Origin of the sequence: Streptomyces sediminimaris (assembly GCF_047049295.1) — a bacterium.
GTDB classification, from domain to species: domain Bacteria; phylum Actinomycetota; class Actinomycetes; order Streptomycetales; family Streptomycetaceae; genus Streptomyces; species Streptomyces sediminimaris.
Genome location: NZ_JBJWOT010000001.1, coordinates 2708501 through 2724938, shown reverse-complemented (window position 1 = coordinate 2724938; position 16438 = coordinate 2708501). Strand labels below are relative to the sequence as shown.

Annotated in this window: 16 protein-coding genes; 8 read left to right on the top strand and 8 right to left on the bottom strand. The window is 73.4% G+C overall.

Annotated elements, in window-relative coordinates; genetic code table 11:
* Position 1 precedes the first annotated feature (1 nt).
* Positions 2-1006, bottom strand: a complete 1005-nt coding sequence (locus tag ACJ9NR_RS12780; protein WP_412487664.1) for a zinc-dependent alcohol dehydrogenase — start codon at positions 1004-1006, stop codon at positions 2-4.
* The gene (locus tag ACJ9NR_RS12775; RefSeq protein WP_412487663.1) at positions 1003-2166 is read right to left on the bottom strand and encodes a mandelate racemase/muconate lactonizing enzyme family protein; all 1164 of its coding nucleotides are present in this window, start codon (positions 2164-2166) and stop codon (positions 1003-1005) included. The genes ACJ9NR_RS12780 and ACJ9NR_RS12775 overlap by 4 nt, the downstream gene beginning before the upstream one ends.
* A 302-nt stretch (positions 2167-2468) precedes the next feature.
* Between ACJ9NR_RS12775 and ACJ9NR_RS12770 the strand changes: the two genes are divergently transcribed.
* Complete coding sequence (locus ACJ9NR_RS12770) at positions 2469-3296, top strand: SCO2400 family protein (protein ID WP_412512692.1); 828 nt, start codon at positions 2469-2471, stop codon at positions 3294-3296.
* A gap of 149 nt (positions 3297-3445) precedes the next feature.
* Here ACJ9NR_RS12770 and ACJ9NR_RS12765 read toward each other — a convergent pair whose 3' ends face one another.
* Entirely contained in the window at positions 3446-3883 is a 438-nt protein-coding gene (locus ACJ9NR_RS12765; RefSeq protein WP_412487661.1) for a MarR family winged helix-turn-helix transcriptional regulator, read from the bottom strand.
* A 98-nt stretch (positions 3884-3981) separates the two neighbouring features.
* On the opposite strand from ACJ9NR_RS12765, the gene ACJ9NR_RS12760 reads away from it, so the two are divergent.
* A complete protein-coding gene (locus ACJ9NR_RS12760) occupies positions 3982-4980 on the top strand; it encodes an NADP-dependent oxidoreductase (protein WP_412487660.1) in 999 nt (332 codons plus the stop codon).
* A gap of 98 nt (positions 4981-5078) precedes the next feature.
* Entirely contained in the window at positions 5079-5498 is a 420-nt protein-coding gene (locus ACJ9NR_RS12755) for an organic hydroperoxide resistance protein (RefSeq protein ID WP_412487659.1), read from the top strand.
* Positions 5499-5582: 84 nt separating this feature from the next.
* Here the strand turns inward: ACJ9NR_RS12755 and ACJ9NR_RS12750 are convergent, their stop codons facing one another.
* A complete protein-coding gene (locus ACJ9NR_RS12750) occupies positions 5583-6734 on the bottom strand; it encodes a serine hydrolase domain-containing protein (RefSeq protein WP_412487658.1) in 1152 nt (383 codons plus the stop codon).
* 220 nt (positions 6735-6954) lie between these two features.
* On the opposite strand from ACJ9NR_RS12750, the gene ACJ9NR_RS12745 reads away from it, so the two are divergent.
* From ACJ9NR_RS12745 to ACJ9NR_RS12735, 3 genes are read left to right on the top strand one after another with little or no spacing between them, the layout of a single operon-like run.
* Positions 6955-7818, top strand: a complete 864-nt coding sequence (locus ACJ9NR_RS12745; protein WP_412487657.1) for a hypothetical protein — start codon at positions 6955-6957, stop codon at positions 7816-7818.
* Between the two features lie 46 nt (positions 7819-7864).
* Complete coding sequence (locus tag ACJ9NR_RS12740; protein WP_412487656.1) at positions 7865-8668, top strand: EI24 domain-containing protein; 804 nt, start codon at positions 7865-7867, stop codon at positions 8666-8668.
* A gap of 38 nt (positions 8669-8706) precedes the next feature.
* Complete coding sequence (locus ACJ9NR_RS12735; protein WP_412487655.1) at positions 8707-9036, top strand: YrdB family protein; 330 nt, start codon at positions 8707-8709, stop codon at positions 9034-9036.
* Between the two features lie 10 nt (positions 9037-9046).
* Here the strand turns inward: ACJ9NR_RS12735 and ACJ9NR_RS12730 are convergent, their stop codons facing one another.
* Positions 9047-9625 carry a TetR/AcrR family transcriptional regulator gene (locus ACJ9NR_RS12730; protein WP_412487654.1) on the bottom strand — a complete coding sequence of 193 codons (579 nt, stop codon included), beginning with the start codon at positions 9623-9625 and terminating at the stop codon, positions 9047-9049.
* A 105-nt stretch (positions 9626-9730) separates the two neighbouring features.
* On the opposite strand from ACJ9NR_RS12730, the gene ACJ9NR_RS12725 reads away from it, so the two are divergent.
* The gene (locus ACJ9NR_RS12725) at positions 9731-12175 is read left to right on the top strand and encodes a beta-glucosidase family protein (RefSeq protein WP_412487653.1); all 2445 of its coding nucleotides are present in this window, start codon (positions 9731-9733) and stop codon (positions 12173-12175) included.
* 80 nt (positions 12176-12255) lie between these two features.
* Here the strand turns inward: ACJ9NR_RS12725 and ACJ9NR_RS12720 are convergent, their stop codons facing one another.
* Both ACJ9NR_RS12720 and ACJ9NR_RS12715 read right to left on the bottom strand, forming a co-directional pair.
* Positions 12256-13278 (bottom strand): aldose epimerase family protein, encoded by a 1023-nt coding sequence (locus ACJ9NR_RS12720; RefSeq protein ID WP_412487652.1) that lies wholly within the window; start codon positions 13276-13278, stop codon positions 12256-12258.
* Between the two features lie 39 nt (positions 13279-13317).
* Positions 13318-14205: an SGNH/GDSL hydrolase family protein gene (locus tag ACJ9NR_RS12715; RefSeq protein WP_412487651.1), complete on the bottom strand. Its 888-nt coding sequence runs from the start codon at positions 14203-14205 to the stop codon at positions 13318-13320.
* A gap of 287 nt (positions 14206-14492) precedes the next feature.
* Between ACJ9NR_RS12715 and ACJ9NR_RS12710 the strand changes: the two genes are divergently transcribed.
* On the top strand, positions 14493-14987 hold the full coding sequence (locus tag ACJ9NR_RS12710; RefSeq protein ID WP_412487650.1) for a DUF3145 domain-containing protein: 495 nt from the start codon (positions 14493-14495) through the stop codon (positions 14985-14987).
* A gap of 111 nt (positions 14988-15098) precedes the next feature.
* On the opposite strand, the gene fabF is transcribed toward ACJ9NR_RS12710, so the two are convergent.
* Positions 15099-16370 carry a beta-ketoacyl-ACP synthase II gene (gene fabF / locus ACJ9NR_RS12705; protein WP_412487649.1) on the bottom strand — a complete coding sequence of 424 codons (1272 nt, stop codon included), beginning with the start codon at positions 16368-16370 and terminating at the stop codon, positions 15099-15101.
* Between the last annotated feature and the right edge of the window lie 68 nt (positions 16371-16438).

The following is a 16438-nucleotide window of genomic DNA, read 5'->3' as shown; positions in this document are numbered from 1 at the left end:
GCTAGGGGCGGAGCAGCACCTTGCCCACCTTCGGATCGCCGGCCCCGACCAGCTCGATGGCGTGCGGGAACTCGTCCAGCGGCAGTTCGTGCGTGACGAGCGGAAGCGGATCGAGCAGACCGGCCGCGAACACCCGCACCGTGTGCGCCCAGGCGTCCGGCGGTGCCCCGAAGACGGTGTGCACCTCCAGCTGCCGTACGACCAGGTCGGTCGGGTCGAGTCCCGCGGCGCCCGGCGCCGGGATGCCCGTCAGCACCAGGCGCCCGCCGCGCCGCAGCAGGGAGGCGGCGGTGCGGGCCGCGTCCGCGGATCCGGCGGTCTCGATCACGACGTCGAGGTCGCCGGGCAGCTCCTGGTCCTTGGTGCGGAATCCGGTGGCACCGAACGTCCTCGCGAGCCCGGCCCGGTCGGGCCGGGTGCCCACCACGAGCAGTTCTCCCGGCGATCCGGCCCGCAGGAACTGCACGGCGAACATGCCGAGCGTCCCGGTCCCGACCACGGCGACCCGCTCGCCCGGCAGGGCATTGGCCTTGAGCGCCGCGGCGGCGATGCAGGCGGCCGGCTCCAGCAGGGCGGCGGCCGTCAGGTCCGCGTCGTCCGGCAGGACGTGCAGCAGCCGGGCCGGCAGGGTGAGCGTGGCGGCCATCGCGCCCGGCTGGGTGAACCCGGTCTCCTCGTATCCCGCGGTGCACAGCGTGGTCTCGCCCGCGTGGCAGCGGTCGCACACCTGGCAGTTGCGGAACCCCTCGCCGACGACCCTGCGGCCCACGAGGGCCGCGGGCACCCCGGCGCCGACCGCCGCCACCGTCCCGGACCACTCGTGGCCGGGGGTCAGCGGGTAGCGGACGTACCCCTCGGGCCGGTTGCCCTGGTACACCTCGCGGTCGCTGCCGCAGATGCCGACGGCGTGGACGCGGACCAGGGCCTCCCCGGCGCCCGGCTCACGGGGCGTGTGCGGGGCGAGCCGGTGCTCGCCAGGCCCCTCGACGACGACGGCGGTGCTCACTGGGTGCCCTTCGGGCTGCGCTTCTCCCAGCCCTCGGCCCACAGGTCGAACCGGGCCTGCTGCTGCGGGAACTCCGCCGCCGCGTCGACGTCGAGCTCGACCCCGAGGCCGGGCGCGTGGGAGAGGTGGAAGCAGCCGTCCTCCGGGTCCACCTGGGGCGCCCCCTTGACCACCTTCTTGATCTCCGCGTCCGCGAAGTCGTTGAAGTGCTCGAGGATCTTGAAGTTGGGTGAGGTGAAGCCGACCTGGAGCGAGGCGGCGGTGAGCACGGACCCGCCCACGTTGTGCGGCGCGACGAGCATGTAGTGGGTCTCGGCGGTCGCGGCGAGCTTCCGGGTCTCCCAGATACCACCGATATGGCCGACGTCCGGCTGGATGATGTCGACGGCCTGGCTCTCGAACAGCTCGCGGAACTCGATGCGGTCGTGGATGCGCTCGCCGGTGGCGACGGGCATGTCGACCTTGGCGGCGACCTTCTCCAGCGCCTTCAGGTTCTCCGGCGGCACCGGCTCCTCCAGCCAGGCGGGCCGGAAGGGCGCGAGCTCCTTCGCCAGCCGTACGGCGGTGGCCGGGGAGAACCGTCCGTGCATCTCCAGCATCAGCTCGGCCTCGGGCCCGATGGCGTCGCGCACGGCCTCGATCAGGGAGACGGCGTAGAGCGTCTGCTCGTGGTCCAGCTCGAAGTGCCCGGTGCCGAAGGGGTCGATCTTCAGCGCCCGGTAGCCGCGCTCCATGACGCCCTGGGCGGCCTTGTGGTACGCCTCCGGGGTCCGCTCGGTGGTGTACCACCCGTTGGCGTACGCCTTGACCCTGTCGGTCACCCTGCCGCCCAGCAGCTGCCAGACGGGCACGCCGAGGGCCTTGCCCTTGATGTCCCAGCAGGCCGTCTCGATCACCGCGATGCCGGACATGACGATCTCACCGGCCCGGCCGTAGTCGCCGTACTTCATACGGCGGACGAGGTCTTCCACGGCGAACGGGTCGGAGCCCAGAATGTGGTTGGCCTCCGCCTCCCGCAGATAGCCGATCAGTGCGTCGGTGTGGCCCAGCATCCGGGTCTCGCCGACTCCCGTGATCCCCTCGTCGGTGTGCACCTGGACGTAGGTCAGGTTGCGCCACGGCGTCCCGACCACGTGTGTGCTGATTCCGGTGATGCGCACGGCAGTTGTCCCTCGCTGGAGTCGACGTCTCTTCGCGTGTGTTCGAAATTTCGTCACACGTTCGAAATGCTGGCGTGACAGTAAGGACGGGGTGGTGGGGGTGTCAATGGGTCGCACGCATAACGGTTTCGACACCGCTTTCGACGCGCTTTCCGGCGACGGTTTCGGTGCGATGGCGGGAGATGCCCGACACGCCCTGCCGGACGGACTCAACTCGCCGCACCCGAACGGGTAGTTCCGCACACAACTTTCACAGCTGTGGCTATGACCGTTACCGGCCGGGAACTTAGTCTTCCGGCGTCATGGATTACTGCCACCCGTGCCGACGGCACCTCAATGGCGCCCTCGCCTGCCCCGGGTGCGGCGCACCGGTCGAAGAACCCCCCGCGTACGCGGAGCGGGACGGCGCGCGCGGGCACGGGGGCACGGCGTACGGCGCGGGTCACGAGGGCCCGTACGGCGGCGCGGAGGCCCCCGCCGGCGAGGACGCCGCCGAGGACGACGGCGAGGGCTCCGCCGGGGACGCGGACGACGCCGAGGACGCCGGTGCGCCGGTGGGCCGCGCCGCCGCCCGGCGCGCCCAGGGGCGCGGCCGCGGGCGCGGCCGCGGCGGCCGGGCCGCCGAGGGCCCCGAGCGCGGCGGAAGCCGCCGCGACCGCAAAGCCGCCGCCCACCGCCGGCGCCGCCGCCGGATCCTGTTGATCACCACGGCCTGCGCGCTCGCCGCCGGCGGCCTCAGCCTGGCCGAGCTGGGCGTCGACGCCCCCTTCACGACCCCCAGGCAGGCCGCGGCCGGGGACCGGTCCGCGGACGGCGGCGGGGCGTCGGGGAACGGCGGCAAGAGCAAGCCGGGCGGCGGGGCGCACGCGGGCTCGGTGACGGGCTCGCCGTCGGCGGGGACGTCCCCCTCGCCCTCGGCGTCCTCCACGGACAAGGCGGCGAAGGACAAGTCCACCCGGGACCCCCGGTCCGCCACGGCGACCGCGGACCCGGCCCCCCGCACCACGCCCCCGGCGGCCACGCCACCGCCCTCGGCCCCGGCCCCGACCGCCGCGCCCACGACGTCGGACCCGAGCCCGACGCCGACACCGTCACACACGTGCAAGCGGTTCCTCTGGTGGTGCGGCTGAGTCACGGCGGCGCGCCCGGGGCGTGCTCCCCGCGCCGAGCGGGTCCGGCGAGGTTCGCTGCGGTCTGAAGGGGCGCGGGGAACTGCGCGACCAGCCGCGACGGGGCCGCAGCCGATCGACGGCCCGTCGCCGTACATCCGGCGGAGCGCTCAGGCCGTCAGCATCCGCCGCAGCAAATCCCGCAAACACCGCCGCTCCTCGTCCGACAGGCCGGCCAGCGGCTCCCGTGCGAAGCGCAGGCCGTCGCGCAGTTCGCGGGCGACCCGCACGCCGTCCCGCGTCGCGGCGGCCAGCTTCACGCGGCGGTCGGCCGGGTCGGGGCGGCGCTCGACGAGGCCGCGGGACTCCAGCCGGTCCACGATCCCGGTGACGTTCGACGGCTCGCACTTCAGCTTCTGCGCCAGCTTCCGCATCGGCAGCGGCTCCAGTGACAGCAGGCTCAGCAGCCGCGCCTGCGCGCCGGTCAGCGTGTGCTCGCCGGCCGCTTCCTCGTAGTCCGCGTAGAACCGGGCCACGACGTCGCCGATCAGCTCGACGACCTCCATGGTCAGCGCGTCGGGGCGGCGGGTCTTGTCAGGGGTGGACATCGCACCAGGATACCCCGTTACTTGACAACCTGAAATATTCAGGAGCATGGTTGTTTCAGGTACTGAAGTATTTCCCCCATGCCCGAAAGGCGCTCGACATGATCAACCGCGAATGGCACCTGCTCAGCCGGCCCGTCGGCTGGCCCAGGCCCGAGGACTTCGCCCTGGTCGAGACGGAGGTCCCGGCGCCGGGTGAGGGTCAGGTGCTGGTGCGGAACACGTACCTCTCCGTCGACCCGTACATGCGCGGCCGGATGAGTGACGCCAAGTCCTACGTCGCCCCCTTCGAGCTCGGCAAGGTCATGCAGGGCGGCGCGGTCGGCGAGGTCGTCGCCTCCAACGCCGACGGGGTGGCGGTCGGCGACCACGTCCTGCACGTCTTCGGCTGGCGCGAGTACGCGGTCATGGACGCCGGGCACGCCGTCAAGATCGACCCGGAGGCGGCGCCGCTGAGCACGTACCTCGGGGTGCTCGGCATGACGGGCCTGACGGCGTACGCGGGCCTGCTGCGGGTGGGCGCCTTCAAGGAGGGCGACGCGGTCTTCGTCTCCGGCGCGGCGGGCGCCGTCGGCAGCCAGGTCGGCCAGATCGCCAGGCTGAAGGGCGCCTCGCGGGTCATCGGCTCCGCCGGCTCCGACGAGAAGGTCAAGCTGCTCGTCGAGGAGTACGGCTTCGACGCCGCCTTCAACTACAAGAACGGCCCCGTCCGCGAGCAGCTGAAGCAGGCGGCCCCGGACGGCATCGACGTCTACTTCGACAACGTCGGCGGTGAGCACCTCGAGGCCGCGATCGGCGCGCTCAACCTCCGCGGCCGTGCCGTGATCTGCGGCATGATCTCGCAGTACAACGCGACCGAGCCGGCCCCCGGCCCGCGCAACATGGTCAAGATCCTGCAGAACCGGCTGCGCGTCGAGGGGGTGCTCGTCGGCGACCACTACGACCTGCAGCCCCAGTTCGTGCGGGAGGTCGGCCCCTGGGTCGCCTCGGGCGAGCTGAAGTACCGCGAGACCGTCGTCGAGGGCATCGAGAACAACCTGGAGGCCTTCCTCGGGGTCCTGCGCGGCGACAACACCGGGAAGATGATCGTCAAGCTCTGACCCTCTTCTGCTGCTTTCCGGTATGCGATAACTTCTTTCCGAAACCGTCGTCGACCGTGGGCGCGAGTCGCGGCGGACCCGAGGAGGAAGACAACCGCATGTCCATCCAGCAGACCGACGTCCTCTACACCGCCGTCGCCACCGCCGAGAACGGCCGCGACGGCCGGGTCGCCACCGACGACGGCACGCTCGACGTCGTCGTGAACCCGCCCAGGGAGATGGGCGGCAGCGGCGCCGGCACCAACCCGGAGCAGCTGTTCGCGGCCGGCTACAGCGCCTGCTTCCAGGGCGCGCTGGGCGTCGTCGCCCGCCAGGAGAGCGCCGACGTCTCCGGCTCGACGGTCACCGCGAGGGTCGGCATCGGCCGGAACGACGACGGCTTCGGCATCATCGTCGAGATCGCGGCCGAGATCCCGAACGTCGACGCCGCGACCGCGCGGGCCCTGCTGGAGAAGGCCCACCAGGTCTGCCCGTACTCGAAGGCGACTCGCGGCAACATCACCGTGACGCTGGTCTGACACCGCTCGTTGCGTACGACGGGGCCGCACCCTTGGACGTGGGGTGCGGCCCTGCCGTGCCGTGATCCGGCGCTCCCGCCGCGGTCAGACGCCCAGCGCGGCCGTGTGCACCGCCCGCACCAGTCGCTCGTTCTCCGGGGCCGGCCCGTCCGGGCAGGCGCGGCGCCGCCGGGTGTAGCCGTAGGCGAGGCCGCTGCGCGGGTCCGCGAACGCCTGCGACCCGCCCGACCCGCTGTGCCCGAACGCCCCCGCGCCCAGGAACGGGTACCAGGCCTCGGCCGTCGCCTGGAAACCGAGGCCGAAGGCCAGATGGGTGCGGGTGACCAGGTCGTGGCCGACCGAGTGGACCTGCCCGACCTCGGCGAGGGCGTCCGGCTTCAGCAGCGGCGGCCGCCCGGCCACCTCGCTGATCGCCGCCGCGTACATTCCGGCGAGCCCGCGCGCGGCGGCGACGCCGCCCGCCGACGCCGGCCCCCTGGCGCGCACGGTACGGGAGTTGGGATGCTCCGCCGGCTCGCCCGTGCCGGGCACATGCGTGTTGTACGCGATCGAGGAGAGCGTGTGCGGCCCCCGCCGCGCCGCGTCCAGCACCGCCTGCTGCTTCGGCGTGGGCGCCATCGGTTGCACGGACCGGAAGCGCGGCTCCAGGGCCTCGGGCAGCCCCAGGTGGAAGTCGATTCCGTACGGCGCCCGTACCCGTTCCTCGTAGACGGCCTGGAGGGTGTGGCCGGTGGCCCGGCGGACGACCTCCCCGGTGAGCGCGCCGATGACGAGCGCGTGGTGGCCGAAGGCCGTGCCCGGGCGCCAGAACGGCCGCTGGTCGGCGAGGCGTTCGGCGATCACCCGGTCGTCGGCCAGCTCCCAGGCGGTGAACCCGGAGTCCAGGCCGACGAGTCCGGCGCGGTGCGTGAGCAGGTCGCGCAGCGTCAGCGCGGCCTTGCCCTCCGCCCCGAACTCCGGCCAGTAGTACGTCACTCTGCGGTCCAGTTCGAGCGTGCCGTCCTGCACCAGCAGCGCGACGACCAGATGGGCGGCGCCCTGGGTCGAGCAGTGCACGCCGTACAGCGACGCGGCGTCGCTGCCCTCGCCCACCCACAGGTCGACGACCCTCCTGCCGTGCACATGGGCGCACAACTGTCCCTCGTAGTCCGGCAGTTCCCCCGCGACGAACGCGGCGAACTCCTCGCGCACCGCTTCGAAGCCGGTCGCGACGGTGCCGTGAATCTCTCGCGTCATCCGTTCTCCTCAACCTCGGCCGCCGTTCACCTGCGCCGGGCAGCACGTAGATCCGTACGGCGAGGCGGGCCGGTTCGACTCAACCGTGACAAGCCGGAGTTCACGGCACGGACGCCCCGCAGGCCGCCTCGCCGGATGGGCGGGCGGGGGCGACGCGGCCGGCGGGACGGGGCATGCTGAGGTCGACCGCCGGCCGCCCACCGTGAGCCGAGGAGAGCCCATGGCAACGATCCCTTCGCTTCCGAGCAGGGACGACGTGCTGCGCGTGGCACGCAGCACCACCGACATCACCGGCCAGCTCCTGGACACGGCCGGGAACATCACCAGGATCGCCGTCAACACCTTCGACCCGCGCGACGGTTCGGGTGCCGAGGTGCTGCGCGTGCTGCGCGAGACCACCGCGGAACTGGCCGAGGCGAGCGCGTCGCCCCAGGCGCAGGAGGCCTTCTACCGGATCGTCGACACCCTCACCCGGCTCGGCACGAGCGGGGCGCCGCTGGCCGCGCACCCGGTGAGCGAACCGGCGCGGGCGCTGCTCACCGCGCTCGGCGACAGCCTGCTGCCGGTGCTGGACGCGGTGGAGCCGGCCGTCGAGGAGTTCGCGGACGCGCTGGGCGACCTGGTCGAGGCGACCTCGCCGCTGCTGCCCGCCGCGGCGGGGGTGGCCGCGGGAGCGCTGCTCGCCGTGACGCCTGTGCTGCGCTCGGCGGCGGCCGTGCTGCGCGACTCGTCGCCCGAACTGCACCGTGTCGCCGACGCGTTGACGGCCGCGCTGGCTCCGCTGATGCCGCTGCAGGTGGCCCTCGCGGAGCGGGCGGCCGCCGCCGGGGCGGGGCTGGTCAGGGCCGCGCTTCCGCCGGTCGCCGACCTCGCGGAGGCGGCCGCCGCGTCCGCGGGGGCGGCCCGGCCGGTACTGGTGGCGGGGGAGGAGCTGCTGGTGTCGGGACTGGAGCGGATCCAGCCGGCGCTGCTGGCCGCGGCGTCCCGTGCGGGGCGGTTCGTGCGGGCGGGCGCGGTACGGGTGTCCGCGGCCGTCTCGCCCGCGGCGGAGCAGGGGGTCGTGGTGGCCGTCACGCCGGTGTAGCGCCGGTGCCCGCGGGTGCCGCCGCCGGCCTGGGTATGGTGCCCCCATGCGTGATCTCGGGGCCGGCTTCGGCCATCTCCTGAAGGGCCAGCGGTGGGTGGTCCGGCACGGCAGGCAGTACGGGTTCGGGCTGCTGCCCGGGCTGATGACCCTCGTGCTGTACGCGGCGGCGCTGCTCGCGCTCGGCCTGTGGGGGGAGGACGGGGTCGCCTGGGCGACCCCGTTCGCGGACGGCTGGGCGAGCCCGTGGCAGGGGCTGTTCCGCGGCTTCCTCACCGCCGTCCTGTTCGCCCTCGGCCTCCTCCTCGCGGTCGTCACCTTCACCGCGGTCACGCTGCTGATCGGCCAGCCCTTCTACGAGAACCTCTCCGAGAAGGTCGACCGTGACGTCTCCCCGGACGGCACCGCGCCCGAGTCCGGCCTCCCCCTCTGGCGCGAACTGTGGATCTCGGCCCGCGACAGCCTGCGGATCGTCGTCCGCGCCCTGCTCTGGGGCCTCCTGCTCTTCGCCGCGGGTTTCCTGCCGTTCGTCGGGCAGACCGCCGTGCCGGTGATCGGCTTCTTCGTCACCGGCTTCTTCCTCACCGAGGAACTCGCCTCCGTCGCCCTCCAGCGCCGAGGCGTCGAACTGCGCGACCGCCTCGCCCTGCTGCGCGCCCGCAAGACCCTGGTGTGGGGCTTCGGCACGCCCCTCGGCCTGGCCTTCCTGGTCCCGTTCGCCGCGGTGTTCCTGATGCCGGGCGCGGTCGCGGGCGCGACGCTGCTGGCGCGGGAGCTGCTGGGCGAGGAGACGGAGGACGGCGCGGACGGCGTGGAGGGCGGACCCGGCGCCGAGCAGGTCACGTCCTGACGCCGCGGAGTGATTCATTCCGGGCGATACTGCCGCCCATGAAGGCTGCGAACCTCGGCGTCCTCTTCCTCATCGAGCTCGGCGCCCTCGCGGCCGTCGGCCACTGGGGCTTCACCCGCGACGTGGCGACCCCGCTGAACTGGCTGCTGGGCCTCGGCGCCCCGGCGGTGCTCATCGTGCTCTGGGCGCTGTTCGGTTCGCAGAAGGCGGCGTACAAGACGCGCGGCGCGGGCCGTGCCGGCTTCGAACTGCTGTGGTTCGGGGCCGGGGTGGCCGCGCTGGTGGCCGCCGGGGCGGTGGGCTGGGCGGTCGCCTTCGCCGCCGTGTGCGCCGTGAGCAAGACCCTCGCCGTCGTCTGGCACCAGTAACGGGCCGGGCTCAGGCCCGCTCGCCGAGCAGGGCGAGGAAGTCCCGGAAGGCGCCCGGCATGTCCACCGACTCCGGGTCCAGCAGCCACTGGTACTGCAGGCCGTCCATGACCGCGACGAGGAGCGGGGCCGTGCGCTCCGGGGTGAGGCCGTTCGGCAGCCGCTCCCCGTATTCGGCGCGCAGCATCCCCGCCATGGTCTCGCGCACCCGGCGGTAGCGGCCGGTGAAGTACTCCCGCGCCGGATGCCCCTCCGTGACGCTCTCGCCGAGCAGCGCGGAGAAGGTCTGGATGATGGCGGGCCGCATCGCGTTGTACTCCACCAGCGAGGCCAGCAGGTCCACCCGCCACCGGGTGGCCGGCATCGCGTCCCACTGGTCGCGCTCCTGGAGGACGGCGACCAGCAGCGCCTCCTTGGTCGGGAAGTGGTGCAGCAGCCCCTGCTGGGTCAGCCCGACCCGCTCCGCGACCGCGGCCAGGCTCGCGCCCCGGTAACCGCGCTCGGCGATCACCTCCAGCGCCGCCCGGACGATCTCCGCGCGCCGTTCCCCGCTCCTGACCCTGGCGTTCATGGCGTCACCGTACGGCATCCGCGCCCACCGAATATCACGGCACGGTAACGAAACCTACCGCATTACAGGTAACGGGTGCACGATGTGTCCCGGAACCACAGGACTCGTCGAGGAGGCATCCCGATGGCGGCACAACCCGGACCCGCTCCGGCCGACCGGGCGCGCGAGGCCGCCGTCGAGGCGGCGCTCGGCAAGCTGGACCTGGACGCCAAGACCCGGCTGCTGGCCGGCCGGGACACCTGGTCGCTGCCCGCCCTGCCGGAGATCGGCCTGACCTCCCTCGTCATGTCCGACGGCCCGATCGGCGTCCGGGGAGTGCGCTGGACCGCCGACGACCCCTCCGTCGCGCTGCCGTCCCCCACCGCGCTCGCGGCCGCCTGGGACCCGGAGCTCGCCCGCCGCGCCGGCACCCTGCTCGCCCAGGAGGCCCGCCGCAAGGGCGTGCACGTGCTCCTCGCCCCGACCGTCAACCTGCACCGCTCCCCGCTCGGCGGCCGCCACTTCGAGGCGTACAGCGAGGACCCGTACCTGACCGGCGTGATCGGCGCGGCCTATGTGAGCGGCGTGCAGGCGGGCGGCGTCGGCACCACCGTCAAGCACTTCGTCGCCAACGACGCCGAGACCGACCGCTTCACGGTGAACAACCTGGTCTCCGAGCGCGCCCTGCGCGAGCTCTACCTCGCCCCCTTCGAGTTCATCGTCGCCAACGCCCGCCCCTGGGGCGTCATGACCGCCTACAACACGGTCAACGGCACGACGATGACCGAGCACCGCCGGCTGGTGAACGAGGTGCTGCGCGGCGAGTGGGGTTTCGACGGCTGCAACGTCTCGGACTGGACGGCCGCCCGCTCCACGGTCGGCGCCATCGAGGGCGGCCTCGACGTCGCCATGCCCGGCCCGCACACCGTCTACGGCGCGCCGCTCGCCCGGGCGGTGCGGGACGGCACGGTGGCGGAGGCCGTCGTCGACGGGGCCGTGCGCAACGTCCTGCGGCTCGCCGCCCGCGTCGGCGCCCTGGAGGGCGCCGAGCCGGCCGTCACCGAACCGCCCGGGCCCGTGGACGGAGCCGCACTGGCCCGCGAGATCGCCCGCCGCGCCTTCGTCCTCGTGAAGAACGACAGCGGGGCGCTTCCGCTCAGGCCGGGCACGGTCGCGCTCATCGGCGCCGCCGCCCGGGACGCCCGGGTCCTCGGCGGCGGTTCCGCCACCGTCTTCCCCGCCCACGTCGTCTCCCCGCTGGACGGCCTCACCGCCGCCCTCCCCGAGGGCACCCTCAGCTACGCCGTCGGAGCCGACCCCGTCACCGAACTCTCCGTCGCGGGGCAGGGTTTCGAGCTGCGCGCCGTGTGCCGGGACGCGGCCGGGGACGTCATCGGCACCGGCTCGGCCCCCAACGGCGCGATCCAGTGGATGGGTTCCGACCTCCCCGAGGGCGTCACCCACGACCGGCTGCACACCGTCGAGCTGACCGGCACCTTCACCCCGCGCGAGAGCGGCCCGCACACCTTCGGCATCAAGGGCAGCGGCCACTTCACCCTCACCGTCGCCGGCACGACGTACTACGACGAGACGCAGCACCCCGCCGAGGACGGCGACCGCTTCGAGGCGTTCTTCGGCGCGCCGGTGCCCCGCGCCGAGGTCGCCCTCACCGCGGGCGAACCGGTCGCGGTCTCCCTCACCTTCGTCGTCGCGCTCCCGGACGACATCCCCTTCGAGGTCGTCGCCTTCGCCCTCTGCCACCAGCAGCCGCGGCGCGACGCCGACGAGCTGATCGCCGAGGCCGCCGAGGCCGCCCGGGCCGCCGACACGGCCGTCGTCGTGGTCGCCACCACCGAGCGGGTGGAGTCCGAGGGCTTCGACCGCACGGACCTCGCCCTGCCCGGCCGCCAGGACGACCTGGTCCGCGCCGTCGCCGCCGCCAACCCCCGCACCGTCGTGGTCGTCAACTCCGGCTCCCCGGTGGAACTGCCCTGGCGCGACGACGTGGCCGCGGTCCTGCTCAGCTGGTTCCCCGGCCAGGAAGGCGGCGCGGCTCTCGCGGACGTCCTCACCGGCGCGCACGAGCCGGGCGGCCGGCTTCCCACCACCTGGGGCCCCCTCGCCGACGCCCCGGTCACCCGGGTGGTGCCGGAGAACGGCGAACTCGCTTACACGGAGGACCTCTTCATCGGCTACCGGGCCTGGGAGAAGGAGGGCCGGACACCCTCCTACCCCTTCGGTCACGGACTCGGCTACACCGACTGGACGTACGAGTCCGTCGAGGTCGACGGCACCACCGCCAAGGTCCGGGTCCGCAACACCGGTGAGCGTCCGGGCCGCGAGGTCGTCCAGGTCTATCTGGCCCCGGCCGGGAGCGGCCCCGGCCGCCCGGCCCGCCGGCTCGCCGGCTTCGCGGGCGTCCAGGCCGGGCCCGGCGAGAGCGCCGAGGCGGTCGTCGAGCTGCCGCGCCGCGCCTTCGAGGTCTGGGACGAGGCGAGTGACACCTGGTCGTTTGTGAAGGGTTCGTACGAGATCCAGGTCGGGCGCTCGATCACGGACCGCAGGATCACCGTGACCATTAACGTCTGATCCGGGACAAGTCTCTCCCACGGACAGCCCCGGCCCGGGACCTGACCCCTGGGCCGGGGCTCGTGACGTCCGCGGCCCGGTCAGCGGGAGGCGAAGCGGTAGACCGTCCGCGACCGGAACACCTCGCCCGGGCGCAGCACCGTGCTCGGGAAGTCCGGGTGGTTCGGGGAGTCGGGGTGGTGCTGGGTCTCCAGCGCGATGCCGTCGCCGGGGGCGAAGGGGCCGCCCAGGTGGTCCGCGGTGTAGAGCTGCAGGCCCGGTTCGGTGGTCTCCACCGTCATCACCCGCCCGGACGCGGGATCGTACAGCTCGGCCACCTCCCGGGGCGCCTCGGTGACCCCGCCGTCGAGGACGAAGTTGTGGTCGTAGCCGGCGCCGACCTTCCGCGCCCGGCGGAAGTCGAAGCGGGTGCCCGTGACGTCGGCGAGCTCGCCGGTGGGGATCAGGTCCTCGTCGACCGGGGTGAAGCGGGAGGCGGCCAGGCGCAGTTCATGGCCGCCGGCGTTCCCCGAGCCGGCGAGGTTGAAGTAGCTGTGGTTGGTCAGGTTCACCACCGTCGGCGCGTCGGTGACCGCCTCGTACGAGATCGCGAGCCCGCCGTCCGGCTCCAGCGTGTACGTGGCACGGACCTCGAGGCGGCCCGGGAAGCCCTCCTCGCCGTGCGGGCTGACCCGGCTCAGCCGCAGCCCGTGCGGGCCGGCCTCGTCCGCCAGGGGGGTCACGTCCCACACCCGCTTGTCGAAGCCGCCGTCGCCGCCGTGCAGCGAGTTCGGGCCGTTGTTCCGCGCGAGCGCGTAGAGCGCGCCGTCCAGCGGGAAGCGGCCGCCGGCGATCCGGTTGGCGTACCGGCCGATGAGGGCGCCCAGGTACGGCTCCGGGTGCGCCAGGTAGCCCTCCAGGTCGGCGAACCCCAGCACCACGTTCGCGGCGCGCCCTCCGCCGCTCCCGGCTTCGCCCGGGCGCGGGGTCCCCCACCGGTCCGGGACCTCCAGCGACTGCACGATCCCGCCGTACGACAGGACCCGGACCCGTATGCCCGCCCGCTCCAGGGTCCAGCGGTGGACCTCGGTGCCGTCGGAAAGTGTGCCGAAGAGTTCGTTCATGTTCGGAACTTTAGGACACGACCCGGTGCGGCGGCCGCCTCAGTCCCCCTTCGCGGTGACCTTCCGGTAGGCGATCTCCGCGAGCCGCGCCTGGCCGTTCACACTCGGGTGGAACCAGTCCCACTTGCTCAACTGGTCCGTGCCGAAGCGGTAGTCGTAGACCGCGTCGTCGTCGAAGCGGCACCGGCGGTCCTTCGCGCAGACCTCCTTCAGCACGTCGTTGTACGCCTCCACCCGCTTCTGCACCGTGTCGCGCCGCAGCTTCGCCGCCGGGTCCACGGCGTCCGCGTCGGCCAGCATCGAGGGGCAGATGCCGAGCTTCCACACCTGCTTGCCCAGCGGATCGGTGCGCCCCTGCGACCACAGCCGCTTCAGGTTCGGCACGCTCGCCACGTAGACCTGCGCCTTGGGCAGGGACTGACGCAGTGTGCTCAGCGCGTCCTCGAAGTCGGCGCGGAAGCTCGCCACCGAGGTCATGGCCGAGGTGCTGGCCCGGCAGGCGTCGTTCGCCCCCGCCATGACCGTCACCAGCTGGGGCCGGCGTGTCGCCGCCTGGGCCATCTGGCCGGGGAGGTCGGCCATACGGGCCCCCGTCACCGCGTAGTTCCAGCTGTGCCCGGCCGCCCCCGCCCTGCCCAGCAGCCGCACCGCGAGGCTGTCCACCGCGGAGCTGGTGCCGGTCGCCCAGGACACCTCGGGGCAGTCCGACAGGACCGTACAGGCGTCGAAGCCGCGCGTGATGGAGTCGCCGACCGCGGCGATCGAACGGGGGCTGACGTCCCAGGCCGGCGCCCGCCTCGCCGTGTGCGCCGTGGCGCTCGCCGGTCCGGAGGAGCTGCCACCGACGGCGTCGCACCCGGCGAGGCCCAGCACGGTCGCCGCCGCGGCGGCGAGAACGGACCGTGAGCGGTGGCTTGTCTTCCGCATGCGCCGGTGATCCCCTCGGTGGTCGTACGGACGGTGGTCGTACGGACTCTGGTCGTACGGACGTGTTCCCCTCATGACAACGTGCGAGGGTTCCCGTTTCACGCCTCCTGGAACGGTGCACACCCGTACAGGCGTCCTGCCGGGTGAATGGCGGGTGTTTCAGCGCACCGGGACCGACGGTACGTCACACTCCTTGCGCCGCCGCACGGTAGCCTCGCCATCAACGTGGCCGCCCGGCCACGCGTCCGCCAGTTCGCCAGATCGACCTGCTCTGCCCGGAGGTGCCGGTGACGACACGTGGGGTTCTGTACGTGCACTCCGCGCCGCGCGCGCTGTGCCCGCACGTCGAATGGGCCGTCGCCGGGGTGCTCGGCACGCGCGTCAACCTCGACTGGATCCGGCAGCCCGCCGCGCCCGGCACCTGGCGCTCGGAGTTCTCCTGGCAGGGGGAGGCCGGCACCGCCTCCAAACTGGCCTCCGCGCTGCGCGGCTGGCACCTGCTGCGCTTCGAGGTGACCGCGGAGCCCTGCCCCAGCGCCGAGGGCGAGCGCTACAGCTGCACCCCCGACCTGGGCATCTTCCACGCCGTCACCGGCATCCACGGCGACATCCTGATCCCCGAGGACCGCCTGCGCGCCGCCCTGGTCCGCGCCCAGCAGGGCGAGACCGACCTCGAGGCCGAGATCGCCAAGCTCCTCGGCAAGCCCTGGGACGACGAGTTGGAACCGTTCAGGTACGCGGGCGAGGGCGCGCCGGTGCGCTGGCTGCACCAAGTGGTCTGACGCCACGGACCGGCGCCACGGACCGAACCACGGTCATCTGAACCGGCGCCACGGACACCGGAAGGGCCCCCACCGGCCGGTGGGGGCCCTTCCGGTGTCCGTGGCGCCGGTTCAGACCGTGCGGAAGGCCAGCACCACGTTGTGCCCGCCGAACCCGAAGGAGTCGTTCAGCGCGGCGATACGGCCCTCGACCGGGAGCTTGCGGGCCTCGCCGCGGACGATGTCCGCGGCGGCCTCGGCCTCCGGGTCGAGGTTGTCGACGTTGATGGTCGGCGGGGCGACGCGGTGGTACAGCGCCAGGATCGTCGCCACGGACTCCACGCCGCCCGCGCCGCCCAGCAGATGACCGGTCATCGACTTCGTCGCGGAGACCGCCATGTGGTCGGCGTCGTCGCCGAAGACCTTGCGCAGCGCCTTCAGCTCGGCCACGTCACCGGCCGGCGTCGAGGTGGCGTGCGCGTTGACGTGCACGATCTCGGCCGGGTTCAGGTCGGTGCGCTCCAGCAGGTTCTGCAGGGCGTGCGAGATGCCGCGGCCCTCGGGTTCCGGCTGCACGATGTCGTGGCTGTCGGCGGAGATCCCCTGCCCGACCGCCTCGGCGTACACCCGGGCACCGCGCCGCGCGGCGTGCTCGGCGGACTCCAGCACCAGCACGCCGGCGCCCTCGCCGAGGACGAAGCCGTCCCGGTCGACGTCGTAGGGGCGCGAGGCGCCCTCGGGGTTCTCGTTGTTCTTGGACATCGCCATCATGTTGCCGAACGCGGCGATGGGCAGCGGGTGGATCGCCGCCTCCGTGCCGCCCGCGACGACGACGTCCGCGCGGCCGGTGCGGATCATCTCAATGGCGTAGCCGATCGCCTCGGCGCCCGAGGCGCACGCGGAGACCGGCGTGTGCACGCCCGCACGGGCGCCCACCAGCAGGCCCACGTTGGCCGAGGGGCCGTTCGGCATCAGCATCGGGACGGTGTGCGGGGAGACGCGGCGGACGCCCTTCTCCTTGAGCACGTCGTACTGGTCGAGCAGGGTGGTCACGCCGCCGATCCCGGAGGCGATGACGGCGCCGAGCCGGTCGGGGTCGACGCCCGCGTCGTCCCCGGCCTTGTCGGTGAAGCCGGCGTCCGCCCAGGCCTCCTTGGCCGCGATCAGCGCGAACTGCGCCGAGCGGTCCAGCCGGCGGGCCTGCGGCCGCGGGATGACCTCGGTGGGCTCCACGGCGACGGGCGCGGCGATGCGGACCGCCTGCTCGGCGGCCCACTCCTGCTCGATGGGCTTCACGCCGGACCTGCCGGCGATCAGGCCTTCCCAGGTAGAGGCTGCGTCGCCACCCAGCGGTGTGGTTGCGCCGATACCGGTGACGACCACGGTGCGATTGGTCGGGCTCACGGGAATTCTTTCTCCAACGGATCGGGATTCAGCGGCGCCACCGCCGGGTGGCGGGGCCAGGCAACCGG